The organism is Candidatus Anaeroferrophillus wilburensis (genome assembly GCA_016934315.1).
Classification (GTDB): Bacteria; Desulfobacterota; Anaeroferrophillalia; order Anaeroferrophillales; family Anaeroferrophillaceae; genus Anaeroferrophillus; species Anaeroferrophillus wilburensis.
Genome location: JAFGSY010000033.1, coordinates 1 through 24,705 on the forward strand (window position 1 = coordinate 1; position 24,705 = coordinate 24,705).

Genomic DNA, 24,705 nt, shown 5'->3' on the forward strand with positions numbered 1-24,705 from the left:
CCCATTGCGCAATATTCCCCACTGCTGCCTCCCGTAGGAGTCTGGACCGTGTTCCAGTTCCAGTGTGGCTGATCATCCTCTCAGACCAGCTAGCCATCGTCGTCTTGGTAGGCCGTTACCCTACCAACAAACTAATGGCCCGCGGGCCCATCCACCGATAATAGCTTGCAAGCAGAGGCCATTTTTCCCCTTCGCCGCCGAAGAAGCGAAGGACGTATCCGGTCTTAGCACCTCTTTCGAAATGTTATCCCGGTTCGGAGGGTAGGTTACCCACGTGTTACTCACCCGTGCGCCACTGTACTCGCTCACCGAAGTAAGCTTTCCCGTATGACTTGCATGTGTTAAGCACGCCGCCAGCGTTCGTTCTGAGCCAGGATCAAACTCTTCAGTTTAATCAAAACTCTTTTAATTTAACGGACTTTCCGGTTTCCCGAAAAGTTTTCATACAATAAATATTGTACTAACCCGAAAACAAACGTAATAGCGATCCTATTCAGTTTTCAAAGATCAAGACTTTTGCAAAGAGCAAAAACGGTAACAATCATATTAACCAATCTGCAACCGCTTGTCAACTTCTTTCTGCCGAAACCTGCAACAGAAGAGAGGCGGTTTTATATCGCTTCCTCTCTTTTGTCAAGCACTTTTTTTAAATTATTTTCGACCGATGAAGAACGGCAGCAAGGAGTGCTAAAGACTGTCCTGTGCTGCAAAGGATGCGACTTATATCTCGATTGAATGGCTTTGTCAACACCTTTTTCCCTACTTTTTTTTATGACTGGCTTTTTTTTCCAACATCTGTCGCACAGCTGCATTAACCTGTTGAAATTGTTCATCTGTCATCTCTGATTGCCGGGAAAAACCAGGATCGAGAGCCCCTTGCGTGCGGGCCTGCTGCAGGACAAATTCTTCACCAGGGTGAATTAATCTGCAGATATCCATCAGCGCATCATCACTGAGCAGGAACGGATGATACGTGGTACGAAACTGGTAGTCGATGCCCGACGCCCGCAGGAGAGTCATGCTTTGCTTGATTGCCGCCAGATCCACCTCCTCGACCCCGGCACACCGCCGGTAGATGTCAGACAACAGCGGCGCTTTGATATCCATAGCAACAAAATCCAGCAGGTTTGCCGCCAGCAACGATGCAAGTACCGCCGGCTGCGAACCATTGGTATCCACCTTACAACGGAAGCCGGCTTGCTTGATCCGGCCGCACAGGTCTGCCAGACCATAGTGGAGCGTCGGCTCACCTCCTGATATGCAGACACCGTCAAGCCAGCACCTCATGGCTGCCAGCTGCGCAAAAACCTGATCCTGATCAAAGGTCTCACACTGTCCGGGGCTGAGAACCAGCTGCTGGTTGTGGCAATAGGGACAGCGGAAGTTGCAGCCTGGCAAAAAAAGAACCGCGACAACCTGTCCCGGCCAGTCTGAACACGAACTTTCAATAAAACCCTTGATCTGCATGCCCGATCCTGCGCAGTTCATCAGGGAGAAGCCGCTAGAGAAATGTCTTCACCTCATCCTCGGGGGGCACCATACCCCGCCAAGCGGCCAACTGGTCATCGTCGCCGTCGGTGAGCAGAACAGTCGGCGTCGCCAGCACCCCATAATAGGCGGCCTCGGCCAGGCCATCAACAGTATCAACATCATACAGATTAACCTCGTACCCCTGTCCGGACAAAACATTGCCCAGCACCTTTGCCGCCGGACATCGGGGACAATCACTTTTCAGAAAGATCCGTATAGTTTTCACCCTATCAGCCCACGACAACAAACCACCAAGCCATCAGCACAAGCTTCGATGACGATCATGCAATTCACCCAGCTTACCCTTGTTCCAGCTGGAGATTCTGGTAAAATAACCGGTTATCCGGGTAATACCATCCACGTCCTCCGAGCCGCAGTAAGGACAGGCAGCCGCCAGCCCCCGGGCGGTTTTGCTACAGGCATTGCACGCCGTAAATTCAGGCGAAAAGGCCACCTGGTCATTCATCGTCCGACGGAAAATCTTTTCAACCAGGTTGGCCAGGGAGCCGCTGTCCGGACGAGACTCTCCCAGCCAGATATGGGTCAGGGCGCCGGCCTCCACCAAGGGGTGAAAACGCCCCTCAAGCTCAACCCGCTCCAAAGGGTTCATCTGGCTGGCGACATTCACATAGGTTGAGTTGGTATAATACACCTCTCCAGTTGAAACATCCCCCTTAACGACCACCCCTGAATGGGGCGCATGGTACTTCAGATCAAGCCGGGCAAAGCGATAGGCAGTGCTTTCCGCCGGCGTCTGCTCCAGCACAAAGTGCATGCCATGCTGACGGCTCAGCTTTTCAGTCATGATTTTCATGTGGGAAATAATTTTTAAGCCAAACTTAAAGGCTTTTTTGGACTCATGCATCTGTTGACCGAGATGAATCTGCACCAGTTCATTGAGGCCCACCATACCGATCAGATAGGAAACCCGGTGCATGCGCAGGTAGGCCGTCCCATCCCGGTTCATGGTCAACAGGCCCAGCGGCCCCTGCTCACCAAAGGAGAGCAACCGTTCAATAAAGGCCCGTTTCTGCTGGTGGGCTTTAACGGCCAACCCCATCACCCCGCTCAACAAGGTCAATAGGCGGGTATCATCACCACCAGCTTTATAACCCAGACGGGGCAGATTCAACGTCACGTTCTGCAATGCCGAATAGCGCATCTTCCACGGCTGTTTGGCATCCTCTAGATCGTTCTCATCAAGTTTGAAACTCAACCGGCAGCATTCGGAAATCTTCGCCGTCTCGCCCCGGTCGAAAACAAAGTACGTATTCCCCATAACCGCCGCCACATCACAGATATGCGCTAAAAACCGCTCATGACCCTCGGTGGCAAAAAACTTTTCGGTAATATGAACCAGCGGCTTGGGAAAGAAGAACGGCCGACCCGACCCATCGCCTTGGCGATACACCTCGAACAGAGCCCAGATAAAACGCTGCGCTTCCGTGGCATAGTCCCCGTAGGTTTTACCGGTGAACTCGCCGCCCGGACCGATGGCCGGCACATTGACAAAATGCTTGGGAACCTCCCAGTAGAGGTTCAGATCACTGAAAATCGCCTGGCCGCCTCGGGCCACTGCCTGCTGGGAAAACTCAAAAATCATCATCTGGGCCAATTGGTAGACTTCCTGGTCACTGAGGTCCACCAGATAAGGGGCAAAAAACAGATTGACTGCGTCCCAGCCGATCGCCCCGGCAAAATTTCCCTGCAGGGCGGCGGAAAACTTCAGCATATGGGCCAGCAACACCTCTGGATGCCTGGCGGGCCTGGCAATGGCCAGAGCATTGGGCAGATTCAGACCAAACTTCTTGATGTACTCCAGCGACTGCCCGCTGCAGTAGGGCCGATCGATAAAACCCAGATCATGCAAATGAAGATCACCCCGCATGTGGGCGTCACCTACCTCCGGATCGAACACCTGCAACAGGGCGTACTCCTTTTTAATATTTTCCGCCAGGGTCAGGTTGGTTGCCTCCGGCCCATGAGGCATATTGGCATTTTCCTTATTGGGACTGACAATCAGCTGCTCCACATCGTAGAGTGGCATCCCCAGCCGGGTATGCTTGACGCGGGCCTCTTCAAGCCCCATTTCAATCAACTTGGCATCCACCAGCTCACGGATAAGGGGAGCGGAGATGAATTTTAGCTTGGCGGCAAAAACCGTTTCCTCGACCGCCTTGCTGACCTTGTCGGCCACTTGCTGCTCAAGACCGGTTTCCCGCATGAGCGCCTCGGTAATCCGCCGCCGGTCCCAGGCGGTAATATCTTCCGATGAAGTCCGGACATGGAATAGTGCCATATCAGTGGTTTCCCGCAGCCTGTCCTCTCCATCATGCACCAGATTCAATTGGGCTTTCCGCGCCATCACGTTCCTTTCAAAAAACAAAAAAACCAAACAAAATAAAGAGTTAAACAACATGACAAGAACACTATATCTTGTATAATACCACAGTAGGTACTATGCCATATAGTGGCTGTCAAGCTGTTTTTACACCACCAGCCGGGAAAGCATTCTCTCGAGAAAAATCCTGGCTAACCCATAGAAAAAAGGCTGACAGTAAAAAAGAGGGGGCATGAAAAACCGCGGAAAGAGGCTTGGAAGCTGGCCAGCAGCGAAGAAAATGGTACACCGAAAATTCAGAAACGATAGCCCTCAATCCCATAGATCGGCACTCGGGAGTTCACCCCCTTGATCACTCCGGGAGCCAGCGATTTGACCTGGAATGTCTCCTTCACGCACTGGTAGACGGCATCGCTCACCAGGATTTCACCACCCCGGGCAAATTCCTGCAGCCGGGAAGCCAGATTGACCGTATCGCCGATGGCGGTATAATCCATCCTCAGAGGAGAACCGATATTGCCCACCAACGCCTCTCCGCGATTAATGCCAATCCCCAGGTACAGGTAGGGATTGCCGGCATCCCGCTGCTGGCGACTGTAGCGGTTGACCTCCGCCTGCATATCGACGGCACACTGAACGGCTTTCATGGCATCATCGGCGATGGTGACCGGTGCCCCGAACAGGGCCATGACGCAGTCGCCGATGAATTTATCCAGCGTCCCTTCGTAGCGGGACACCACCTCCACCATGATGCTGAAATAGGCATTGAGGAGCTCGACCATCTGTTCAGGATCAACCAGTTTGGTCTGGAATGAAAAGCTGCGCAGATCAGCAAACAGGACGGTGAGCAGCTGGCGTGACCCGGCCAGCCTGATGGGATCTTTAGCTGCCAGCACACCCTCGGCCACTTTCGGACTGACATAACAGGAGAGCGAATGGAGCAGCACCTCACGATCAGTAATATCATTCACCAGGATGATATAGCCCTGGAGATCATCTTGCTTGCCGAGCCATTTTCCCATCTTGATTCTGAAATAGCGCGGCGGACCGTCGGGAGATTCCCGGTCCTGAACCTTCAGGCTTTCAATCATCCCATAAGCTTGTAGCTGCTCCTTACAGTAGGCGAACGACACCCCGGCCTCAGAAAACAGCAGTTTATCCACCCGCTGGCCCAATGCTTCATCACCGGGAATACCGGTGATCTTTGCCATCACCTGATTAAACACTTTAATCTGCAGCTGCCGATCAACAACAACCAGGCCGGCATTAAGGTTGTCAATGATTTCGGAAAGAAAATCCCGGCTATGCTGCAGTTCCCGGGTAGTTTCGGCGACCCGCCGATCGAGGGAAACGGAAAGCTGCCGCAGCTCTTCATTGCGCTGTGACAACGAGGTATTCGTCTCCTGCAGTAGGCCGGTCAAAGCATCCTGGTACTTGGTGGCAAAGAGCTGCAGCGCTTGGCTTTCAGCCGTCAAAATATGGTTTAGACAGGCAACCACCAAGCGGTAGTCACCGGCCAGTTCCTCCACCAGCACGGGAAATGCCACTTCACAAAAAACCAGGAACGCTCCCTGGATAACCGCAAGCCTGACATCCTCGGCACTGCGTTGCTGTACCATCCGGGAGATATAGGCTTCGAGGGAAACAAAGGATCCTGTGGAGAGTACGTCAAGGAAGGCATGGTAGCATTGGGCAAAACTGTCCCTGACATCCTCCTGGTCACGCTGGCGATACGCCGGAATTCGTGTGCAGACGGCCTGCAGCGAATGGCCAATAAGATCGTCACGGTGCCTGCTGAGAATGTCATGCAACCTGGCCGCGATCTCGGGGGAAGTGGGCTGGTCGGGCAACAGCATACAGCCTCTTACCATTATTGGGGAGGTGCGATGGTGCTCATCCGGAAGCCGGCTGTATTACTGCAGAAAATTTTTGGTTGCCGGATGAAATAGTCTAAAAGGTATATTCCTGTTCGCCGGCCAACGAATAGATCATCATGGAAACATCATGGAGTGTACCGTCGCTTTCCATAAAAAAATCATCCAGTTCAGCCTGGCGTTTAAATCCCAGTTTCCGGAACGCCTTGACTACGGAAACCTGCTCCGAAACCACCCGGGCGAGAAGGTAGCGCAATCCCAGTGCGCCGGCAATCTGGATCAGCTCCTTAAGCAGCAGTGAGCCCAAGCCGACACCTCGAAAATCACGGGTCAGGAAAATGCGCAATTCGCCGGTATGGCGCCCCCCCCCCGTATGCCGGTGCAAGGTGGCATCGCCGATCAGCGTATTATTGTGCAGGGCTAACAGGGGTAAAACTCGATCATAATCTAGGCTTTCAAACCATGAAGCAACGAGAGTTTCATCTCTCACATCTTCATAAAGGAAACGGAGATCATCGTCGCTGGCCTGCTTGAACATGTCAACCACCGCGTTACGGTCATCAGCAACCATGGGCCGGATGAGAATCCGTCGCCGATTGCTGGTATTTACAAATTTGCGGTATACTTTCAGATTCATTTATTCCTCCACCTGCTCAGCGATAATCAACAGACCATCAACTCCCCAGCCAAAGAGCAGAGCCTCACCTCTTCAACCAGCAATATCGATGATCTTATTCCATAATAAAAGAGACCTACCATTGTCAACAAAAGTTTACAACCAGCAAAAATTCCGCTATAGCGATACAAGAACAATAATTCCAAAGCAACGGAGTACGGCCATGGCCATGATGGAAATCAGTGTCGTTCCTCTGGGAACCTCAACCCCGGGAGTCAGCACTTATGTGGCTGCCTGCCTGCAGGAAATCAGGCAATCAGGACTGGAACACCAGTTGACGGCCATGGGCACCATCGTCGTTGGTTCGGTCAGCGAACTCCTTGACCTGGCCGGCAGACTCCATCACCTGCCGCTGGCCATGGGCGCCAAGCGGGTGGCCACCACCATCAAGCTGGATGAACGGCTGGACAAGCCGTTGAGCATCGGCGGCAAAATTGCGGCGGTAGAAAAACAATGTCAACCCTAGCCGGCAGACCACAACGGCTGACGGTTTCTCTGGTCCAGATGAACGTTTCACTGGGGAAGCCGTACCGCAATCTCAGCCAAGCGGTCAAGCTCATCGGTCGCGACCTCCGGGAGCCCACCGATCTCATCCTGCTGCCGGAGATGTGGAGCACCGGCTACGATTTTCCCCACTTTCCTCGGCTGGCCGCCTCTTCGGAGCCTCTGCTGGCCCGCCTGCAGGAAATCGCCAGCCAACGTCAGGCCGCCATCGGCGGCACCATGCTCGAACAGGACGGCAACCATTTTTACAATACCTTCCTCCTGATCAACCAAAACGGAAATATTGCCGCCCGCTACCGGAAAATTCATCTCTTTTCACTGATGGATGAACCGGACTATTTTACTCCCGGCGACACGCCGGTCATGACCCGCATCAAGGATATCCCGGTAGGGCTGATCACCTGCTACGATCTTAGGTTTCCTGAACTGAGCCGCACCCTGGCCCTGGCCGGCAGCCAGCTGCTCCTGGTCTGCGCCCAGTGGCCCACCAACCGCGCCCGCCACTGGCAGGCGCTGCTCCGAGCCCGCGCCATTGAAAACCAGTTTTTTGTCGCCGCCTGCAACCGGATCGGCAAGGGAGCGGAGCACCAATTTCCCGGGCTCTCGTCAATCCATGACCCGTGGGGAGAACGGCTGCTGCAAGCCCCCAGGAAACAGGGTGTCTTCACCTGCACCCTCAATTTCAGCCGCCTGGCCGCGGTACGCAAACTGATCAACATCTACGCCGACCGCTGCCCGGACGCCTACCAACAGGAATTCTCTACTGGGAAAATCTGAAAAATCGGCCCTTCCCGGACCACACCTAAAATCCAAATGCGAAAAAGAGAGACCCTCTCTGACGCCATCCGGACCTGGCTCCCGCTCATTCTTGCCGGCCATTCCCGGCCGGCTCTGAGGCATCCGCCGCGAATCACCGCCCAGGCATTCACCAGGAGCCCAAAATAGTTTACAACCAGCCCTGATAAGCTTCTTACCTCAGGGTAAGATAATCCCGCAGAGCCTCCTGCCACGGACGCACCAAGGAGGGAATTAGCTCCTTGACCTTGTTGAGCCCGAGCACCGAACGGACCGGCCGCAAAGCCGCCTGCTCGATCTGGGCGGTGGTCACCGGCTTGATCAGGGCTGCATCATAACCCAGAATCCCAGCAATCTCGCGGGCCACCTCATACCAGCTGACACCCGCGGCGCCGGCATCATTACTGTAATGGTATTTGCCTCGCGCCCGAAGATCAACAAGATAGACGGCAGCAGCGGCCAGGTCACCGACATAGGTGGGGGCACCAAACTGGTCATTAACCACCGACAGGCTTTCCCCTGCTGCCAGCTTCTGCCGCACCGTATCAACAAAATTTTTACCGCCCGGACCATAAAGCCAGCTGGTTCGGATAATCAGATGACCATCCCAGATACTGGCCAGCATCTCTTCGCCGCCCTGTTTTGACATACCGTAATAATTCAGCGGCCAATGTTCATCCCACTCCCGATAGGGCTCCCCCTTTTTGCCATCGAAAATATAATCAGAGCTGAAATGACAAATAAAGGAATGATTCTGCTGGGCTGCCAGCGCCAAGTTTCTGACCCCACGGGAGTTGACCGCCAAGGCCAGATGATGTTCCTGTTCGGCCTCATCAACCTTCGTATAAGCAGCACAGTTGATGATCGCCGCTGGCTTAAGCCGACCGATCTCCGCCAGCACCCGCTGATCATCGGTAATATCAAGCTCTGCATGACCGAGGGCAACAACCTCATGTTCACCCGGGGTCATGGACAGCAGTCCGACAATCGCCCGGCCCAGCATACCGTTGGCGCCGGTAACTACAATGGTATCCGACATAATTGATTCCTTCCTGAAAAGATGTTTTTGAAGACCCACACAAAGTCTGAAAAGGACACGTCCCTACGTTACACCATTGGCCAACGCAAAACAACCTTACAAACTACCCCCTGAAATACTGAAAAACCCGGTCGGCGGTGGACCGGTCGAGAAAACTGCAGGCCTCCAGGGCATCACGCTCCGCCGCAGCGACTCCCTTAAAGCTGCCAAAGGTTTCCAGCAGTCGGCGGGCCCTTACGGCACCGATGCCGGGAATCTCCAGCAGGGCAGTGTCAGTAAGCTGCTTTCGACTGCACTGCCGATGGTAGCTGATGGCAAACCGGTGGGCTTCATCGCGAATTTGCTGCAGCAGCAGGTAGGCTCCCGAATGGGGATGCAGAACCAGGGGATTTTTGCGGCCCGGCAAAAAAAAGCTGTCCGCCGCCGACCGTGATTTTCGCCCCAGGTCGTCGCGTCCTTTGGCAATCGCCACCACCGGCATGGTGACCCCCAGCCGGTCAAGGGCCTGGGAAACCACCGACAACTGACCTTTGCCACCGTCAATCAACAGCAGATCTGGTTTTGCCGTCTCCGCCGACGGCGCAAAGCGCCGGTCGATGACCGCCCGCATCATGGCATAGTCATCGGGGCCGGGGATATGGTCAAGCCGGTAGCGGCGATAGGCGTCCTTGCAGGGCCGGCCGTTGACAAAGGTCACCAGGCTGGCTACCGGAAAACGATCCTGGAAATTGGAGATATCAATACACTCAATGATCTCCAGCTCTTTCTGCAGTCCCACTTTGCGGCCCAGTCCTGCCAACACCTGCTGCATGTCCGTTGATGTTTGATGCTGCTGACGGAAAAATGTTTGGGCGTTTTCAGACGCCATGGCCAGCAGTCCGGCTTTGCGGCCGCGCACCGGCACCTGGAGCCTGACGCCGCGGCCCCGCAAGGTGGAAAGCCACTGTTCCAGCAGTTCCTGCCGATCAGCACCCTGGGGCACCAGAATTGTCGGCGGTGGCACCCGATCTTCATGGTAGTAGCGCTGGACAAAGGCGGCGATCAGCTCCCTGCGGTAGCCGGCAAAGCGAAAAAAGGCAAAGGGCCGGCCGCCAACCACATTTCCCTGGCGGATACGAAGCAGGTAGACGGCAAACCCCTGTTCCTCGTCACCGGCAATGCCGATAACATCCAAATCCTCGCCGGCACCGCTGTCGATTTTCTGGCTCATCATGACCTGTCGCAGGGCCAGAATGGTATCCCGCACCCGGGCAGCCTCTTCAAAACGCTGGCCGGCGGCCAATGCGGACATCTCTTTTTCCAGCCCGGCAACCACCTGCGGTCCCTTGCCCTTGAGGAACAACACAGCTTGGTCAACCTGCCGACGGTACTGCTGCTGGTCAACCTGTCGGCAGCAAGGTGCTTGGCAGAGGTTCATCTGGTGATTGAGACAGGGCCGTGAGCGGTTGCCGAACTGACGGTTGGCACAGCGGCGCAGGCGAAAGTGTTTTTGCAGCACAGCCAGCGTCTGGCGCAAGGCACCGGCCGACGGGTAGGGACCAAAATACAGGGCCCCGTCCCGCCGCCGCCGGCGGACTATTTCCAGCCGGGGATAGGAATGCCCCACATCAAGACGCACGTAGGGATAGTTCTTGTCATCCTTGAGATCAACGTTGTAAGTGGGCCGGTATTTCTTGATCAGGTTGTTTTCGAGGATCAGGGCATCTAGTTCGCTGGCAGTGACGATCACCTCCAGATCATGGACCCGCTGCACCAGGGCTCTGACCTTGGCCGGCTTCCGCGACCCGGAAAAATAGGACTGCACCCTTTTCTTCAGCGCCACCGCCTTGCCGACATATATCACCTCACCGCCCGCACCCTTCATCAGGTAGACGCCGGGGGACAAGGGCAAAGCGGTGATTGTTTCCTGCAGGGAATTCATCTCAGCGAGCTTTTTTCCTTGCCAGCCGCTCCTGCAAACGGGCGGTGATCGTTTCCTCAAATCCCTGCCGGCCCGGCCGGTAAAAATGCCGCTCCCGCAGCCCCTCCGGCAGACATTCCAGCAGCGGCCCGCCGCTCTCGGCAGCCCGATGAGGATTGACATAACCCTTGCCGTAGTCAAGCTTTTTCATCAGCTTGGTGGGCGCATTGCGAACCTGAAGGGGAACCGGCAGCGAACCAGTCTGCTCAATCTCCCGCCGCACCCGTTTCACCGCCAGATAGATGGCATCACTTTTAGGTGAGACTGCCAGGTAGACCGCCGCCTGCATCAGCGACAACTCACCCTCCGGCGACCCCAGCACCTCGTAAGCCTGCCGGGCATTGATGGCCATCTGCAATGCCTGGGGAGCGGCGTTGCCGATATCCTCGCTGGCAAAGCGGATCATCCGGCGGGCGCAGTAGAGGGGATCCTCGCCAGCTTCAAGCATTCGGCCAAGCCAGTACAACACCGCATCAGGGTCGCCGGCCCGCATGCTCTTGATGAAAGCGGAGATATGGTTGTAGTGCTCCTCACCGCTTTTATCATAGGTCAGGTAGCGGTCCGCCAGAAACGGCTGCACCTCGTCCCAGGTTATGGCCTGGTCACGGCTTTCTCGATGGAGCACCACGGTTTCCAACAAATTCAAAGCCCGCCTGGCATCCCCCTGGGCGTAGGCAGCCAGGGTGGGCAGTACATCATCGGCCACCACCAGCGAATAGTCCGCTTCCGTCGCCAGCAGCGCCAGGCCGCGCTGCAGAACAGTTTCGAGGTCGTCATCAGTGAGTGGTTTGAGGACAATAACCCGGGATCGTGACAGCAGGGGGGTGATAACGGAAAATGAGGGGTTTTCGGTGGTCGCCCCCAAGAGGATCAGCACCCCCTCCTCAACCGGCCCCAGAAGAATATCCTGCTGCGCCCGGTTGAAACGGTGAATTTCATCGAGAAAGAGGACGGTCTTACGGCCTTCCTGGAGGTTTTCCCGAGCCTGGGCGCTGATTTTCTTGATGTCGCCGACCCCGGCAGTCACCGCCGACAGATGGTAGAAATCAGCCCCGACGCTGCGGGCCAATACCATGGCCAGAGTTGTCTTGCCGCAGCCGGGGCCGCCCCAGAAGATCATCGAGGGCAATTGCCCGGCCTCAAAGAAGCGGCGGATAATCCCCCCCGGACCAAGGAGGTGACGCTGTCCCACCAACTCATCAAAGGTCCGGGGCCGGGCCCGATGGGCCAGGGGTGCCAGCGATTCATGCTGCTGTGTAATACTATCAGCCATGGAAGAAACCTGTGGATTGACGTTTGCAAAAGCTAACAACGGAGCACTTTTACAACGATTATTCCACAAAGCTGTCGGGAAGGCAACCGCTAATGGCACCCTGACAACTGCCGCTTTACCCTTGACTTGCCGCTCTTGAGCCGCTAATCTGATGATCGAAAGTCAACCATGATCAGTACCTTTAACAACCTCAGCTTTTCGGAGGCCGGCATGGCGGAAAACAACCAGGTACTTCAGACAATCGCCCAGCGGCGCAGCGTCCGCAGATTCGCTCAGCAAACGGTTTCCGACCAGCAGATCGACATTCTGCTGGAAGCCGGACGGTTGTCACCCTCAGGTCTCAACAACCAGCCCTGGCGGTTTGCCGTGGTCAGGCAGCAGGAATTGAAAACCAAATTCGCTCAGCTGACCAACTACCAGGCGATTATCACCAGTGCGCCGGTCCTGGTGGTCGTCCTGCTGGACACCACCTCCCTCTACCACCGGGAAAAAGATATTCAGTCGGTGGGCGCCTGCCTGCAGAATATCCTTCTGGCAGCCCACAGTCTCCAGCTGGGGGCGGTCTGGCTGGGGGAGATCCTCAAAAACGGACCGCAGGTGGTCGAGCTGCTCCAATTGCCGGCTCAGTATGAACTGATGGCGGTAGTGGCCGTCGGCCACCCGGCCCCTGACTATCAGCCAAAGCCGGCTGTTCGCAAACCATTGGCTGATTTGATCCTCTACCGGGATCCCTGCGATGGCTGAAGACTCGCTGCTCAAATCAGGCTATTTCCAGGTCACTCCGGCTTCCGCTTCGCCGGCCACCACCTTGGCTGAGCGAGGGCGCAGCAAAATCGTCAGCCGGCGCCTCAACTCCCGCGGTTCCCGGGGAAAATCATCATCCATTCTCTCCCGGCGCGAACTCTACCAAGAGATCATTCGCCTGCTGGACCAGCTCAGCCATCACCTGAGAGAACAGGGCAGAGAGATTAACTTCACCTTCTTGGAAGTCCCCGGCGGTTATCAGCTGCGGGCCTATGACTGCAGCACCAACCAGCAGCTCTGCCAGCTGATGAGCGAACGCTTCCTGCACTCCCCCGAGCGGCTGCAGAAACTGGTACTGGAGGCAATCAGCGGCATGGGAACCTTATTCGACGCCAGCATCTAAAGCCTTTTTTGTCACAGCTAAAAACAACCCACAAACCCTGGCTTGCCGACCGGAGAAAAATATTGACAAAGATCAACCGGATAGTTTATGAACGGCCCTACATGCCGAAGTGGTGGAACTGGTAGACACGCCATCTTGAGGGGGTGGTGGGCTAACGCTCGTGGGGGTTCGAGTCCCCCCTTCGGCACCATCGAACGATAACCTCTTGATAAAAAGAGTTTTTTCCTTAAATCAAGCCTTTCTCAATGATTTGTGTACCAATTTGGTACACAGATTGAGGAGGCTTTTTTTATGCCCAGGGGCAAACACTTGCAGGTCAGAAGTAATGGATACTGCTATTTCTGTCTTCGCATCCCTTCTGATGTAGCTCAATACTTCCCCAAGGCAGAACTAAAGAAATCACTCCGAACAAAGAACAAGCGGCTTGCATCTTCATTAGTCAAGTTCTTTGCCCAAAAACCACCAAACCATCCACTGGTTAACGATCGATCTTTAGTTTCACTGCCTGACTGGAAGTTTGAGGTGGGCAGAAGGCATCTTCTTATTAAAACAAGGAAAGGAATCCCAACAATGATAGATGTAATTGCGTCGATCCAGATTAAAGAGGGTAGATTGTCCGAATTCCTGAAAATCTTCAAAGCTAATGTTCCCAAGGTTTTGCAAGAGAAGGGATGTTTGGCCTATGCTCCAACCATTGATCTGCCTACAGGTTTACCTGTCCAGGAGATGAACAAAAATATTGTCACGATCATCGAGAAATGGGAAAGTTTAGAGGCTTTGCAGACCCACCTGACAGCCCCGCACATGATTGCGTATAAAGAAGCAGTTAGGAACATCGTTGATAAAACGTCAATTAAAGTGCTGAAGGAAGTGTAATCAGTTATTTCTGGTTGGCAAATGTACGATGAAGGTTAAATTTGTGGTCTGGCCTTGTGGTTGAGATTGATAGTACAATATCTTATTTTTATCCACCTCTCAGGGTTAAAATGTTCTGCAATTATTTGCATTCACAGGGCTAGAACTTCTTTACCGATTCAATGGTTGGATGCATAGAGGGTGCAAACATCGGCAGAAAATCGGTGTCTTACCTTACAAAATATTTCTATTTTAACTGCTTACAGCAACTACCTGCCCCCTCATCCACACCATCTAACGATAAAACTCTAAAACCTTGGGGTTTCAAACTTTCTTTTTTTCAGCAACACACATGTTTCCAGACAACTTATCCTTCCACGACCATTCTGACGTTTATCAACCAAGCCTGAAATAGCCAAAAACCTTCGCAATATTTCAACCATTGCCAGCAGGGATTGCCCTTTTGTCGAACCTCATGATTTTGACAGAGAAATAAAGCTGTGTTAGATTGTGTATATTACAGGTGTAATTATCTTTCAGAAGGTTTTGGAACTCAATGGGAAAGACGAGCCTATAGGCTGCTGAATCATTCTGCAGCCTGCACAGGACTAGACAAAGGGGGGGGATACGATGAAATTGAGCGCACGGAATGTTATCAAGGGAACCATTAAGGCAATTGAAATTGGTGCGGTTAATGTGGAAGTGGACGTCGAAGTTGCTCCAGGACTGGAAATGACCTCGATAATAACGAAAAAATCGTGTGAGAATCTTGGCCTTGCGGTCGGCAAGGAAGCATATCTGGTTGTCAAAGCGTCAAATGTGATGATCGGCACGGAATAACCACATTACCGATAATCATAGAGGGAAAAGATGACAAGAGGCTGAAATCCACAAAGGTTTCAGCCTCTTGTCATTTACTGCCATAGTCTGTAGCAATCATGCAAGCTATTGCTTATTAACCCACTTCTGATTCCGAACCACTGATCCTTTTCCCTTGCTGCCATGATTTTTGTCGCCGCCGGCAAAAGCAGGAACCGTTATTAATGCTGCAAAGCCAATGATACACATCATGATAATAACTTTTTTCACGTTGCACCTCCTGTTTTACGTTTAAGTATGAACAATACCAAGAACAGCAGAAAGATAATGGATTGACATAAGTCCCCCTACCAGCGCACCACAATGGAAACCAAACTCACTTCCAAGCCATCGACTAGCAGGTCTTCCCGGCATGAAACCATGGGAACCTCACATTCCGGCCGACTGTTGAGCGGACCAAGCCCATAGAAACATACAGCTTGCAGCTTTTCAGCATCAAGCGCCAGTCGCTGCCGGCCATTGTTTTCCTCAGCTGCGCAGCCTTCCTGATCACCTGCCTCGGCGGCAACGGCAGTGTTCAGCACCAGCTGACCGGGGTCCTGATCGGCAGCTGCCGGCCAGGCAAACAGGCACACGAATGCGGCAATCCATGCAACCGTCAACCATGATATCGTCCTGTTCATGCCTTTCACCTCCCACTGTCTTTTAGGGCACCCTTTGCCTCTGCTCTGCTGTATAGTCTATCAAGTTCCATGCCACCATCATGATTTCCGAGCTTTTAACTGAGAAATACAATAGTTATCAAGGGTTAGGAATGACAGCCGTCTCCTTCCAAGAATGATCCACCCATTCACCATGTAACCAATCCACTAACAATCCAGACGAATAATACATATCTGTAATGAAGCCGGCGCCGTGAAGATCACACCAATGACTTGCCCGACCAGGCAATAAACGCTGGTTGCACCGGAAAGGAAATAATGACTGCTTTACCAGGGTGATGGAGGAAAAAAATGGCAGAAGAGAATGAAAGCGGACATTGGCAGTTTTTGTAAAGGGAACTGATGCAAGGTAGTGGCTGGTCTACTCTTCGACCTTGCCCCGCAACTCCTTTACCCGGGAGCGGATGCTTTTGCCAGCCAGCCGTTTTTCCCGGGAGCTGCGGGTGGGTTTCGTTGGCCGGCGCCGCTTGGGCACCACTGCCGCCTTTTCCAGAAGAGCCTGGAAGCGCAGCAGGGCGTCTTCCCGGTTTTTCTCCTGGGAGCGAAACCGCTGGGCCTTGACGACAATAACGCCGTCTTTGGTAATCCGGCTGTCCTTCAGCTGCAGCAACCGCTCTTTGTAGAACTCCGGCAGCGAGGAAGGGACAATGGCAAACCGAAGGTGGACGGCCGACGAAACCTTGTTGACATTCTGCCCGCCGGCTCCCTGGGCGCGGATTGCCCGGATCTCGATCTCGTCCTCGGGGATGGTTATACCGTTGGCAAGCTGCACCATGACGTGTGTCTCCACCTTTCAGTCCCTGCCTGTTTACCATCATGTATGGAGCAGCGGCGGGCAATTGTCAAGGCATAGGCAGAACCAGCAGCCCATCAAACATGAATTTTTCTGCCACATTGTCCTTGACATCGGGAAACTATTTGTCTATATTGCCAAATAGTAATACATATCCTTAAAACAGACTGTCGGCACTAGAATCAGAATGCAACATGAACCAAAACGGACGTTCTAACGATGATTGTTAACAATCCAGATCTTAAGCAAAGGGCAGCGGTTTTCAAAGCCCTGGCCCACCCTACCCGGCTGTTTATCATCGATGAGCTAGCCAAAACGGAGCAGTGCGTCTGCAAGCTGACTGAAATGATCGGCGCCGACACCTCCACCGTCTCCCGCCATTTATCGGTTCTCAAAAACGCCGGCATTGTTGATGATGAAAAACGGGGTCTGCAGGTGTTCTATTCGTTGAAAACCCCCTGCATCATAGAATTTTTCACCTGCGTGCAGACAGCCGCCGGCCTGTCGGCCGGTAGTGACCAGCTAAAAAGGTAAACAAACTCTTTTTTTCCTCACCTAATTGGCTAATAGGCCAATTAGTCATCGAAATTGGTCTATTTCTCTATAGGGAACTAAAACATGGACTGGAAACAGGAATTGAAGTCGCTGGCAGCAATTGTTGCCGTTTTTCTGGCTTGTTTCTACCTGCCCCTTGGCACGCCGCGCTTTGACCAAGCAATGATGGAAGCGCTGCACCTGGTCAAATGGTATGCTCGGGAACACGTTATCCTGTGCTTGGTGCCGGCCTTTTTCATCGCTGGGGCGATTGCCGTTTTTCTCAGCCAGGCGTCGGTGATGAAATACCTGGGGGCCCGGGCCAACAAGGTACTCGCCTATGGCGTCGCGTCAGTATCGGGAACCGTCCTGGCAGTCTGCTCATGCACCGTCCTACCCCTGTTTGTCGGCATCTACCGCATGGGCGCCGGCCTCGGGCCGGCAACCGCCTTTCTCTACGCCGGACCGGCAGTCAATATTCTTTCCATTGTCCTGACGGCCCGGGTCCTGGGCTACCAGATGGGCATTGCCCGGGCAGTGGGGGCGATCCTCTTCAGTATTATCATCGGCCTGGCGATGCACCTCATCTTCCGCCGGGAAGAGCTGGAAAAAGCAACACTGCAGATGGCGATGCCGGAACCGGAGGTCAGCCGGCCATTGTGGCAGAACGGCCTGTTCTTCGCCGCCATGGTGGGCATTCTGGTGTTCGCCAACTGGGGCCGGTCGACGGCCGCCGGCGGCCTGTGGTATCTGCTCTTTACCTACAAATGGCTGCTGACGGGTGGCTGCTCCCTGGCCCTGGCGATCATCCTGGTGACCTGGTTCGGCATCAAACCCTGGCAGATGTTCATTGGCGCCAGCCCGGCGATTGCCGCCCTGGTGATGTTTCCGGCTCAGCCCATGATTCCCTTCGTCGCCGGCGTCCTCGGTCTTTCAGCAATCATCAGCAGACGCGAGGATGAGACCGGTGAATGGTTCAGCCAGGCATGGGGGTTTGCTAAACAGATCCTGCCGCTGTTGTTGTTCGGCGTCCTGATCGCCGGCGCCCTCCTTGGCCGTCCCAATCATGAAGGCCTGGTTCCCGCAGCCTGGGTCAGTTCGGCGGTGGGCGGCAATTCATTGTCGGCCAATTTCTTCGCCTCCTTTGCCGGCGCATTCATGTATTTTGCCACCCTGACCGAAGTCCCGATCCTGCAGGGGCTGATCGGCAACGGCATGGGCAAAGGGCCAGCCCTGGCTTTGCTGCTGGCCGGGCCGGCGCTGTCGCTGCCCAACATGCTGGTCATCCGCAGCGCCATGGGGACGCAAAAAACAGTGGTCTTTGTAACGCTGGTGGTGGTCATGGCGACCATTTCCGGCATGATCTATGGAACTTTTTTTTAACCTGGAGGAGACAATGAAAAAAATTCAGATTCTCGGCACCGGCTGCAAAAAGTGCCAGCAGCTGGCTGAAAACGCCCAGACTGCCGCCAACACTCTCGGGCTTGACTATGAGCTGGTGAAGGTGACGGACATCGGCGAAATCGTCAGCTTCGGCGTCATGATGACCCCGGCGCTGGCGGTAAATGGGGAAGTAAAATCGTCCGGCAAGGTTCTGTCACCCGAGGCAATCACCAAGCTGCTTGCTTAATGGCCTGTCGGTAACACAGAGGAGATAATGATACCATGTTCAATCTGGAGAAATACAGATGAGAAAGACCAGCATTATCCTGACAGTTGCGGCATTGGTAATCTTTCTGGCGGGAGCAGGTGTAATACACTTGGCAAAAACTGCCGCCGCTGAAACCGACAATCCCTTGACGGTCAAATCGCCTTCTGCAAGCCGGACAACCAACACGATTATCGCCTATTATTTCCACGGCAACCGGCGCTGCTCCACCTGCCGCAAGATCGAGTCCTATACCCTTGAAGCCCTGCAGGAGCATTTTGCCAAGGAGTTGTCAAGCGGCCTGCTGGTGTGGCGGCCGGTGAATACCGACCAGCGGGAACACGAACATTTCGTCAAGGAGTTCAAGCTCACCAATCGCGCCGTTGTCCTGGTAAACATGGTTGACGGCCGGCAGACGCGGTGGCAGAATCTTGACCGGATCTGGACCATGGTCCGCAACCAAGCAGCGTTCAAGGAGTATGTTCAGCTGCGAACCAGGAACTTCATGGACGAAAAACAGCCATGACTGAACTGCTCACCGGCATGGTGACTGCGCTCTGGCTGGGAATCATCACCTCCATCAGTCCCTGCCCCCTGGCCACCAATGTTGCCGCCATATCGTTCATCGCCAGGCACGTCGGCAGTCCTGCCAGGGTCTGGATGAGCGGCATTGTCTATGCGGCCGGCCGGGTAGCGGCCTATGTGCTGCTGGGGGCGCTGCTGGTTGCCAGCCTGCTGTCGGCTCCCGGGGTTTCCCATTTTCTGCAGAAATACATGAATCAGCTGCTCGGCCCCGTCCTGCTGATCACCGGCCTGGTGCTGCTGGGCGCTGTCCTATCTGCCCTCCCCGGCCTGGGAATCGGCAGCCGGCTGCAGCGGGTGGGAGAGCACTGGGGCCTGGGAGGAGCCGGACTGCTGGGCATCGTCTTTGCCCTCTCCTTCTGTCCGGTGTCGGCGGCGCTTTTTTTCGGCAGTTTGCTGCCCCTGGCCCTGCGGTTCGAGTCCAGCATCATGATCCCTTCCCTCTACGGGCTGGGGACCGGCCTGCCGGTGTTGATCTTTGCAATCCTGATCGCAGGGAGCACCCATTCGGTGGGCAGGTTTTTCAACCGGCTGACCGTCTTCGAGCGCTGGGCCCGGCGGCTTACCGGCCTCATCTTCCTGGCGGTGGGAATCTACTACTGCCTCATCTACAATTTCGCGGCTTTCGCCTCCACCTGAACAGTTGCAACAACTGGCCGATCAGGCGCACATAAACAGGGCGGCCTCCTTACTTGGTCTCCAGTTCACTCTCTGCCGCCGGCGGCTGTTCCTGCTTCTCTTCGGCAGCTTGGCAGTAGTCTTCCGGTTGGCGGGCAAACAGGTGACCGAACAGACCGTTGATCCGATAGACTTGCGGGCCATCCAGCCGGCGGACGTAGGTATGGAGAAAATCCGCCGCCACCTTACCCACCACCAGGCCCACCGGTCCCGCTGTCGTTTCGCCGCGGATGACCGTTCCCTTTTCCTCGTCAACATGATAGAGGGGTGCTTTTTCGCGGTCGTCAGTAACCAGGTCACTCAACTCCAGCCCCTGCAGGGCGACAATCATACCGGTCACCAGCTCCTCTTTCACCTGACAGTCAGGCTGACCGGCCAGCTGCCAGCGGCCATCCTGCCGGACCAGCACTACCAGCTCCTTCTCCGGTGCCGCCACCTCAAGTTTTTGCCAGTCTTCCTGGCCAAAAGCGGCATACGGCTGTCTGCCGCGGTCGCCGCCACGGCTGCCGCCATGGAATGCAAACCAGTAAACCGCGCCAGCAGCCAGCAAAAGGACCACCACCAGCAGCATATTTTTACTTTTCATGATCTCCACCTTCTCCTGTTTCGCAATCCGGCAGCCTCACTGGAGGAGGCGTTCCACCCGGCGTTTGATCCGCTGCCACCGCCAGCGCCAGCGGATCAGGCCGATGATAATCAGCAGCAGCGGCACCAGGAGAATATTGGCATAGGCCACCATCTGCTGCCAGAGGGGATCAATCTCGGTCAAGGGCCGACTTCCGAGCCCTCGGGAGCGGATGCCGATCAGTCCCTGATCCTGCAGCAGCCAGTCGACAGCATTGAAGAAGAAAGAGGCCATCAGCCCGTCGAGATAATCATCTTTCATGAAGCTGCTGCAACCGACCACCAGGATGCGGCCTTGACCGGTGGCGGCGACCAGGTTTTTTTGCAGCTCTTCGGGGGCCGTTTTCGCTTTGGCTGTTTCGACAGTTTTCAGGTCCTCTTCCGCTACCGCAGATTCCTCTTTCCCCGCCGGCGGCGCCACAGGCAGCGGCCGGTCGGCAAAGTAACTCTTCAGCTCACCGGTTACCGCCGCGGCCACCACATAGGGGCCTTCATGAAAGCCGGAGACATCAGGCTGGGTATAGGGGTCAATGGAAAACTCCTTGGTCTGCAGTTTACTCTGCGCCGATGAACGGACCAGCCAGGTAAACTCTCCGGCAGCGCCATCCACTTGCTCCACCGTGCTGACAAAGGGGAAATGAAGATTCTGAAAGTCGGAAACCATCACCTGATCATGGTTCACATCGACGAGGCTGGGGAAGAGGGGATAGTTGACCAGGTTTGAAACCATGAACTGCCCCTGGCGGCTCTGGACAGTAATCCGCTCATTGCGGGCATCCATCAGCAGGTCGGTGTTGATCCGCACGCCATAAGCCTGCAGCAGGTCGTTGAGATTATTTTCCTGGTTGCGCCAGGCGGCCATCACCTGCAGATTGGTCTCCAGAGGACTGGCGAAAAAGGCCACCCCTTTGCCGGCCATAACATAGCGATCAATGAGCAGCAGTTGCCAGGGCGTCAGCTTCTTTTCCGGCGCCAGCACCACCAGGGCATCGGCCGGCTCGCCCAGGGTTTTCTCCTCGGCAAGATCAAGAAATTCCACCGTATGCTGCTGTTCCAGGGCCTGGATAAGCTGGCTCAGTTCTCTTCTGGCCCGCGGAATATTGCCGCTGGCAATGGCCACCCGCGGCTGCCGTTCGGCTGTCAGTTTTTTCATCAGGCTGGTAAACTTATAATCCAGGTCCTCGGTCTTCTGGACGTAGGGAATCACCTCGTTTTTGTCCTGGTAGTAGAACGCCATCCCCAGGTAGCAGTTTTTCACCTCCAGTTTATTGCTGGATACATCGGTCAGCTGAATCTGCGGGATGCCGATCATCTGCATCTGCTTCTTCAGTTCGGGGTCCAGGTCAGGGTCGACAAACTCATAACGCAGGCGACTGCCGGTGAACACCTGGTATTCCTCCAGCTTTTCGGCAATATAGCGGCGGTAGTCGCTGTAGGGAAAGGGCAGCTCGGTGGAAAAATAGACTTTGACTTGGAGCGGATCTTCGAGGCTTGCCAGCAGTTCCCGGGTATAGGAGGGCACCGTGTAGATCTGCCCGTCACTGAGATCGTAGCGCTGATAATACCGCTGAGAGATCAGGTTGACAAACACCAGAATCCCCGCCAGGGCCAGCAGGGCAATGAAGGCATTGACGCCATATCTTCTTTTCATATCCATGACTATCCCCTCCACTTCCGACGTTGAACCAGGTAGAGGGACCAGGCAAAAAAGAACATGACCACACTCAGGTAATAGATCAGATCACGGCTGTCGATAACTCCCCGGGACAGGGCTTTGAAATGGTTGTCGACACTGAGAAAACCGGCCATCCGGGCAATGGCGGGCGGCATCCAGACAATAAATTTATCGAGGATAAAGAAGCAGAAGGAAACCAGAAAGCTGAGGATAAAGGCCGACAGCTGGCTGTTGACCATGGTACTGGCCCAGAGGCCGATTGCCAGGTAGAGAGCCCCCATGAGGAGCAAACCGAGATAACCGGTGGCCAGTGCCCCCAGGTCGGGCTGGCCCAGGGCGAGGATGGTCAGAGCATAGGGAAAGGTCAGCAGCACCGCCAGCGACATCAGCAGACAGGCGGCGGCATACTTGCCGGCCAGCACCGCAAAAGAGGTCACTGGATAGGTGAACAGCAGTTCCGCCGTGCCGCTTTTCTGCTCCTCGGCCACCAGTCCCATGCTGATTGACGGCGCAAAAAAGATAAACATCAGCGGCGCCATACTGAAAAAACCGCGCAGCGATGCCTGCTGGTCAAAAAAGAGGTTGGCGGAAAAGAACCAGCCACAGATCAACAAATAGACAACGATAACGATGTAGGCAACCGGCGAATTAAAGAAAGCGGCTAATTCACGGGCACCAATAGTCCATATCTTTCTCATGCCACCCTCCTGCTCTCCGCCTTGGCTGCAGGTTCACCCAGGGTCAATTGTTTAAAAACATCTTCAAGGCTCAGCTGGTGCCGGTAGAGCTCCAGCAGGGGCCAGTTTTCCTGCCGGACAACCCCATAGACCAGCTCCCGCAGATCTCCTTCGCCTCCCTTCCGGCCTTTGACGAGCAGGCTGGTGGTCCCCGGCTCACCGGCCGCCTGGTGGCTGACGGCGGCCACCGTGGGAATGGCAGCCAGTTTTTCCCGGCAGCCCTCGGGCTCACCTTTCAGCTCCACCCGGATAAGCTCTTCGCCGCCGGCCCGGGACGCCAGTTCGTCCGGCGATCCGTCAGCCACCAGGCGGCCCCGGTTCATAATCAGAATCCGGTCACAGGTACTCTGTACCTCCGGCAGAATGTGGGTGCTGAGGATCAGGGTTTTTTCCGCCCCCAGGGTTTTGATCAGGGAGCGGATTTCACCGATCTGGTTGGGGTCAAGACCGGAGGTCGGCTCATCCAGGATCAGTACCGGCGGATCGTGGACAATGGCCTGGGCCAGCCCCAGGCGTTGACGGTAACCCTTGGAAAGGGTTCCGGTTTTTTTTTCCAGCACCTTTTCCAGACCGCAGACCCGGATCACCGTCCGCATCCGGTCACGCACCCTGGAGGCCGGAACCTCGCGCATACGTACTGCGAAGAGGAGCTGATCAAGGACATTCATCTCATCATAGAGGGGATTGCTTTCCGGCAGATAGCCGAGGGAGCGACGGACGGCAAGGGAATCAGTCAGCACATCATGGCCAGCGATGGCAACGGTACCGGCAGAGGGCGACAGGTAGCCGGTCAACATCTTCATGGTGGTGCTCTTGCCGGCCCCGTTGGGACCCAGGAGGCCGAGAATCTGGCCCTTCGGTACCGTAAAGGAAATATCGTTGACCGCCGGCACCCGGTCAAACTGTTTGCTCAACGATGTTACAGTAATCATAGAGACATTCCTCAGTAGAAAATACCATGGCAAAGCTCTTGCGGGCAACCTCGCACCAACTTCCTGCACGCCTTACCACACATCCATCAAATCAGGAACCAAGGAAAATATAGGTTTTAGCCGTTCTTTGTCAAGAGGATACGGGAAGCAAAAAAAGCGAGAAATTATTTTTTACCAATTTCCCTCTTGACAGCATCACATTTCCATGTTAATCATGATTAATTAAATAAATTTAGTCTCATTTAAGACTACCCACCATACCATAGGAGGAGTAAGACCATGTGCATGAAAATTGAATTCACCTGTCAGTGCAGCAGCGAAAAGGCTCAATTCAACAACATGAATAACATCCTGCCCCCTTCGGTTATTGAGAACGTCTACTGCCCTTCCTGCAGCAGCAAGGTAGCGGTCAATTCGGAAACCATGCTGGTGGACAACGGCTGGATCATCGAATATGACATGCCGCAGATACAATATCTGCTGGCCAAGGTTGGCATCCCGGAAAGCCAGATTACACCGGAATTTGTCTTTGACGAACGCTATTCCACTTGGCAGGGAGTCACACCGACCGACATGGAACAGAGCATCAGGGAACGGGAAAAAATGCTTGAAATTGCCAAGGTTGACAAGCGCAGATATGCGGAAACCTTGAAAGAATGGAGCATCACCCGGATGAAAAACTTCATGGAAGCCGGCTGGCGCAAGGCCCAGCCAACGGCCGGATAAACACTTCTTTTCATAACCCCCTCCCCTCCTTTTTCGTTGGACCGGTGAGCGTATCTATGCTCACCGGTTTTTTTTACTCCATGAACCATGAACATTGATGAACTCGTAACAACTGGAAAACACCTTGAAAACCGGAGGCGCAGCAACGGCTCCAGATTCGAGGCAAGCAAAACCTTCATCATTGGGTTGTACATCCAAGACAACCCAATGATAAAGGTTGCAGCGTAGCGGAAAAGGTGGA

Annotated in this window: 27 protein-coding genes, 1 tRNA gene and 1 rRNA gene; 13 read left to right on the plus strand and 16 right to left on the minus strand. The window is 54.6% G+C overall.

What is annotated here, in order from left to right:
* The 6 genes from JXO50_08565 to JXO50_08590 form a co-directional block, all read right to left on the minus strand.
* Positions 1 to 392 (minus strand): 16S ribosomal RNA (locus tag JXO50_08565); the annotation flags it as partial.
* Positions 393 to 759: 367 nt separating this feature from the next.
* Complete coding sequence (locus tag JXO50_08570; GenBank protein MBN2333144.1) at positions 760 to 1,467, minus strand: anaerobic ribonucleoside-triphosphate reductase activating protein; 708 nt, start codon at positions 1,465 to 1,467, stop codon at positions 760 to 762.
* Between the two features lie 34 nt (positions 1,468 to 1,501).
* On the minus strand, positions 1,502 to 1,756 hold the full coding sequence (locus tag JXO50_08575; GenBank protein ID MBN2333145.1) for a thioredoxin family protein: 255 nt from the start codon (positions 1,754 to 1,756) through the stop codon (positions 1,502 to 1,504).
* A 33-nt stretch (positions 1,757 to 1,789) separates the two neighbouring features.
* Positions 1,790 to 3,895 (minus strand): anaerobic ribonucleoside-triphosphate reductase, encoded by a 2,106-nt coding sequence (gene nrdD, locus JXO50_08580; GenBank protein MBN2333146.1) that lies wholly within the window; start codon positions 3,893 to 3,895, stop codon positions 1,790 to 1,792.
* A gap of 272 nt (positions 3,896 to 4,167) precedes the next feature.
* Complete coding sequence (locus tag JXO50_08585) at positions 4,168 to 5,727, minus strand: PAS domain S-box protein (protein ID MBN2333147.1); 1,560 nt, start codon at positions 5,725 to 5,727, stop codon at positions 4,168 to 4,170.
* Between the two features lie 94 nt (positions 5,728 to 5,821).
* Positions 5,822 to 6,382: a GNAT family N-acetyltransferase gene (locus JXO50_08590; protein MBN2333148.1), complete on the minus strand. Its 561-nt coding sequence runs from the start codon at positions 6,380 to 6,382 to the stop codon at positions 5,822 to 5,824.
* 202 nt (positions 6,383 to 6,584) lie between these two features.
* Between JXO50_08590 and JXO50_08595 the strand changes: the two genes are divergently transcribed.
* Positions 6,585 to 6,887, plus strand: coding sequence for an MTH1187 family thiamine-binding protein (locus JXO50_08595; protein MBN2333149.1), 303 nt, complete (start codon positions 6,585 to 6,587; stop codon positions 6,885 to 6,887).
* Positions 6,875 to 7,702, plus strand: a complete 828-nt coding sequence (locus tag JXO50_08600; protein ID MBN2333150.1) for a carbon-nitrogen family hydrolase — start codon at positions 6,875 to 6,877, stop codon at positions 7,700 to 7,702. Before JXO50_08595 ends, JXO50_08600 begins: the two co-directional genes overlap by 13 nt.
* Positions 7,703 to 7,895: 193 nt before the next feature.
* On the opposite strand, the gene rfbD is transcribed toward JXO50_08600, so the two are convergent.
* The 3 genes from rfbD to JXO50_08615 form a co-directional block, all read right to left on the minus strand.
* Positions 7,896 to 8,759 carry a dTDP-4-dehydrorhamnose reductase gene (gene rfbD, locus JXO50_08605; protein ID MBN2333151.1) on the minus strand — a complete coding sequence of 288 codons (864 nt, stop codon included), beginning with the start codon at positions 8,757 to 8,759 and terminating at the stop codon, positions 7,896 to 7,898.
* Between the two features lie 103 nt (positions 8,760 to 8,862).
* Positions 8,863 to 10,680, minus strand: a complete 1,818-nt coding sequence (uvrC, locus tag JXO50_08610; GenBank protein ID MBN2333152.1) for an excinuclease ABC subunit UvrC — start codon at positions 10,678 to 10,680, stop codon at positions 8,863 to 8,865.
* A gap of 1 nt (position 10,681) precedes the next feature.
* Complete coding sequence (locus JXO50_08615) at positions 10,682 to 11,992, minus strand: replication-associated recombination protein A (GenBank protein ID MBN2333153.1); 1,311 nt, start codon at positions 11,990 to 11,992, stop codon at positions 10,682 to 10,684.
* Positions 11,993 to 12,202: 210 nt separating this feature from the next.
* On the opposite strand from JXO50_08615, the gene JXO50_08620 reads away from it, so the two are divergent.
* From JXO50_08620 to JXO50_08640, 5 genes are all read left to right on the plus strand, one after another.
* A complete protein-coding gene (locus JXO50_08620; GenBank protein MBN2333154.1) occupies positions 12,203 to 12,736 on the plus strand; it encodes a nitroreductase family protein in 534 nt (177 codons plus the stop codon).
* Positions 12,729 to 13,139, plus strand: a complete 411-nt coding sequence (locus tag JXO50_08625; protein MBN2333155.1) for a hypothetical protein — start codon at positions 12,729 to 12,731, stop codon at positions 13,137 to 13,139. The genes JXO50_08620 and JXO50_08625 overlap by 8 nt, the downstream gene beginning before the upstream one ends.
* A gap of 103 nt (positions 13,140 to 13,242) precedes the next feature.
* Positions 13,243 to 13,329: transfer RNA gene (locus tag JXO50_08630), tRNA-Leu, on the plus strand.
* A gap of 380 nt (positions 13,330 to 13,709) precedes the next feature.
* A complete protein-coding gene (locus tag JXO50_08635; GenBank protein ID MBN2333156.1) occupies positions 13,710 to 14,015 on the plus strand; it encodes an antibiotic biosynthesis monooxygenase in 306 nt (101 codons plus the stop codon).
* 609 nt (positions 14,016 to 14,624) lie between these two features.
* On the plus strand, positions 14,625 to 14,834 hold the full coding sequence (locus JXO50_08640; GenBank protein MBN2333157.1) for a TOBE domain-containing protein: 210 nt from the start codon (positions 14,625 to 14,627) through the stop codon (positions 14,832 to 14,834).
* 105 nt (positions 14,835 to 14,939) lie between these two features.
* Here the strand turns inward: JXO50_08640 and JXO50_08645 are convergent, their stop codons facing one another.
* The 3 genes from JXO50_08645 to arfB all read right to left on the minus strand — a co-directional run bounded on the left by JXO50_08645 (position 14,940) and on the right by arfB (position 16,310).
* A complete protein-coding gene (locus JXO50_08645; GenBank protein MBN2333158.1) occupies positions 14,940 to 15,083 on the minus strand; it encodes a hypothetical protein in 144 nt (47 codons plus the stop codon).
* Positions 15,084 to 15,160: 77 nt separating this feature from the next.
* Complete coding sequence (locus JXO50_08650; GenBank protein MBN2333159.1) at positions 15,161 to 15,496, minus strand: hypothetical protein; 336 nt, start codon at positions 15,494 to 15,496, stop codon at positions 15,161 to 15,163.
* 400 nt (positions 15,497 to 15,896) lie between these two features.
* Positions 15,897 to 16,310, minus strand: a complete 414-nt coding sequence (gene arfB, locus JXO50_08655; GenBank protein ID MBN2333160.1) for an aminoacyl-tRNA hydrolase — start codon at positions 16,308 to 16,310, stop codon at positions 15,897 to 15,899.
* A gap of 237 nt (positions 16,311 to 16,547) precedes the next feature.
* On the opposite strand from arfB, the gene JXO50_08660 reads away from it, so the two are divergent.
* From JXO50_08660 to JXO50_08680, 5 genes are all read left to right on the plus strand, one after another.
* Positions 16,548 to 16,862: a helix-turn-helix transcriptional regulator gene (locus tag JXO50_08660; GenBank protein MBN2333161.1), complete on the plus strand. Its 315-nt coding sequence runs from the start codon at positions 16,548 to 16,550 to the stop codon at positions 16,860 to 16,862.
* 84 nt (positions 16,863 to 16,946) lie between these two features.
* On the plus strand, positions 16,947 to 18,245 hold the full coding sequence (locus tag JXO50_08665; protein ID MBN2333162.1) for a permease: 1,299 nt from the start codon (positions 16,947 to 16,949) through the stop codon (positions 18,243 to 18,245).
* A 13-nt stretch (positions 18,246 to 18,258) separates the two neighbouring features.
* Positions 18,259 to 18,492: a TM0996/MTH895 family glutaredoxin-like protein gene (locus JXO50_08670; GenBank protein ID MBN2333163.1), complete on the plus strand. Its 234-nt coding sequence runs from the start codon at positions 18,259 to 18,261 to the stop codon at positions 18,490 to 18,492.
* A gap of 58 nt (positions 18,493 to 18,550) precedes the next feature.
* Positions 18,551 to 19,036 (plus strand): hypothetical protein, encoded by a 486-nt coding sequence (locus tag JXO50_08675; GenBank protein ID MBN2333164.1) that lies wholly within the window; start codon positions 18,551 to 18,553, stop codon positions 19,034 to 19,036.
* The gene (locus JXO50_08680; protein MBN2333165.1) at positions 19,033 to 19,731 is read left to right on the plus strand and encodes a sulfite exporter TauE/SafE family protein; all 699 of its coding nucleotides are present in this window, start codon (positions 19,033 to 19,035) and stop codon (positions 19,729 to 19,731) included. The genes JXO50_08675 and JXO50_08680 overlap by 4 nt, the downstream gene beginning before the upstream one ends.
* Before the next feature lie 49 nt (positions 19,732 to 19,780).
* On the opposite strand, the gene JXO50_08685 is transcribed toward JXO50_08680, so the two are convergent.
* Genes JXO50_08685 through JXO50_08700 form a run of 4 tightly spaced genes read right to left on the minus strand, consistent with a single transcriptional unit; the run spans position 19,781 to position 23,738 of the window.
* The gene (locus JXO50_08685; protein ID MBN2333166.1) at positions 19,781 to 20,356 is read right to left on the minus strand and encodes a DUF4340 domain-containing protein; all 576 of its coding nucleotides are present in this window, start codon (positions 20,354 to 20,356) and stop codon (positions 19,781 to 19,783) included.
* A 36-nt stretch (positions 20,357 to 20,392) separates the two neighbouring features.
* Positions 20,393 to 22,051, minus strand: coding sequence for a GldG family protein (locus tag JXO50_08690; protein ID MBN2333167.1), 1,659 nt, complete (start codon positions 22,049 to 22,051; stop codon positions 20,393 to 20,395).
* Between the two features lie 2 nt (positions 22,052 to 22,053).
* Complete coding sequence (locus JXO50_08695; GenBank protein ID MBN2333168.1) at positions 22,054 to 22,767, minus strand: ABC transporter permease; 714 nt, start codon at positions 22,765 to 22,767, stop codon at positions 22,054 to 22,056.
* On the minus strand, positions 22,764 to 23,738 hold the full coding sequence (locus JXO50_08700) for an ATP-binding cassette domain-containing protein (protein MBN2333169.1): 975 nt from the start codon (positions 23,736 to 23,738) through the stop codon (positions 22,764 to 22,766). Before JXO50_08700 ends, JXO50_08695 begins: the two co-directional genes overlap by 4 nt.
* Before the next feature lie 279 nt (positions 23,739 to 24,017).
* Between JXO50_08700 and JXO50_08705 the strand changes: the two genes are divergently transcribed.
* Positions 24,018 to 24,464, plus strand: a complete 447-nt coding sequence (locus tag JXO50_08705; GenBank protein ID MBN2333170.1) for a hypothetical protein — start codon at positions 24,018 to 24,020, stop codon at positions 24,462 to 24,464.
* Positions 24,465 to 24,705 lie beyond the last annotated feature (241 nt).

What these genes read in the sequence shown, in the direction of transcription:
- JXO50_08585 (MBN2333147.1), bottom strand. Translation starts at nt 5,727, where the DNA reads ATGCTGTTGCCCGACCAGCCCACTTCCCCCGAGATCGCGGCCAGGTTG.
- arfB (MBN2333160.1), bottom strand. Translation starts at nt 16,310, where the DNA reads ATGGTGCAGCTTGCCAACGGTATAACCATCCCCGAGGACGAGATCGAG.
- JXO50_08600 (MBN2333150.1), top strand. Translation starts at nt 6,875, where the DNA reads ATGTCAACCCTAGCCGGCAGACCACAACGGCTGACGGTTTCTCTGGTC.
- JXO50_08705 (MBN2333170.1), top strand. Translation starts at nt 24,018, where the DNA reads ATGTGCATGAAAATTGAATTCACCTGTCAGTGCAGCAGCGAAAAGGCT.
- JXO50_08635 (MBN2333156.1), top strand. Translation starts at nt 13,710, where the DNA reads ATGATAGATGTAATTGCGTCGATCCAGATTAAAGAGGGTAGATTGTCC.
- JXO50_08625 (MBN2333155.1), top strand. Translation starts at nt 12,729, where the DNA reads ATGGCTGAAGACTCGCTGCTCAAATCAGGCTATTTCCAGGTCACTCCG.
- nrdD (MBN2333146.1), bottom strand. Translation starts at nt 3,895, where the DNA reads ATGGCGCGGAAAGCCCAATTGAATCTGGTGCATGATGGAGAGGACAGG.
- JXO50_08650 (MBN2333159.1), bottom strand. Translation starts at nt 15,496, where the DNA reads ATGAACAGGACGATATCATGGTTGACGGTTGCATGGATTGCCGCATTC.
- JXO50_08620 (MBN2333154.1), top strand. Translation starts at nt 12,203, where the DNA reads ATGGCGGAAAACAACCAGGTACTTCAGACAATCGCCCAGCGGCGCAGC.
- JXO50_08680 (MBN2333165.1), top strand. Translation starts at nt 19,033, where the DNA reads ATGACTGAACTGCTCACCGGCATGGTGACTGCGCTCTGGCTGGGAATC.
- JXO50_08590 (MBN2333148.1), bottom strand. Translation starts at nt 6,382, where the DNA reads ATGAATCTGAAAGTATACCGCAAATTTGTAAATACCAGCAATCGGCGA.
- JXO50_08660 (MBN2333161.1), top strand. Translation starts at nt 16,548, where the DNA reads ATGATTGTTAACAATCCAGATCTTAAGCAAAGGGCAGCGGTTTTCAAA.
- uvrC (MBN2333152.1), bottom strand. Translation starts at nt 10,680, where the DNA reads ATGAATTCCCTGCAGGAAACAATCACCGCTTTGCCCTTGTCCCCCGGC.
- JXO50_08665 (MBN2333162.1), top strand. Translation starts at nt 16,947, where the DNA reads ATGGACTGGAAACAGGAATTGAAGTCGCTGGCAGCAATTGTTGCCGTT.
- JXO50_08690 (MBN2333167.1), bottom strand. Translation starts at nt 22,051, where the DNA reads ATGGATATGAAAAGAAGATATGGCGTCAATGCCTTCATTGCCCTGCTG.
- rfbD (MBN2333151.1), bottom strand. Translation starts at nt 8,759, where the DNA reads ATGTCGGATACCATTGTAGTTACCGGCGCCAACGGTATGCTGGGCCGG.
- JXO50_08700 (MBN2333169.1), bottom strand. Translation starts at nt 23,738, where the DNA reads ATGATTACTGTAACATCGTTGAGCAAACAGTTTGACCGGGTGCCGGCG.
- JXO50_08570 (MBN2333144.1), bottom strand. Translation starts at nt 1,467, where the DNA reads ATGCAGATCAAGGGTTTTATTGAAAGTTCGTGTTCAGACTGGCCGGGA.
- JXO50_08595 (MBN2333149.1), top strand. Translation starts at nt 6,585, where the DNA reads ATGGCCATGATGGAAATCAGTGTCGTTCCTCTGGGAACCTCAACCCCG.
- JXO50_08675 (MBN2333164.1), top strand. Translation starts at nt 18,551, where the DNA reads ATGAGAAAGACCAGCATTATCCTGACAGTTGCGGCATTGGTAATCTTT.
- JXO50_08640 (MBN2333157.1), top strand. Translation starts at nt 14,625, where the DNA reads ATGAAATTGAGCGCACGGAATGTTATCAAGGGAACCATTAAGGCAATT.
- JXO50_08670 (MBN2333163.1), top strand. Translation starts at nt 18,259, where the DNA reads ATGAAAAAAATTCAGATTCTCGGCACCGGCTGCAAAAAGTGCCAGCAG.
- JXO50_08615 (MBN2333153.1), bottom strand. Translation starts at nt 11,992, where the DNA reads ATGGCTGATAGTATTACACAGCAGCATGAATCGCTGGCACCCCTGGCC.
- JXO50_08695 (MBN2333168.1), bottom strand. Translation starts at nt 22,767, where the DNA reads ATGAGAAAGATATGGACTATTGGTGCCCGTGAATTAGCCGCTTTCTTT.
- JXO50_08685 (MBN2333166.1), bottom strand. Translation starts at nt 20,356, where the DNA reads ATGAAAAGTAAAAATATGCTGCTGGTGGTGGTCCTTTTGCTGGCTGCT.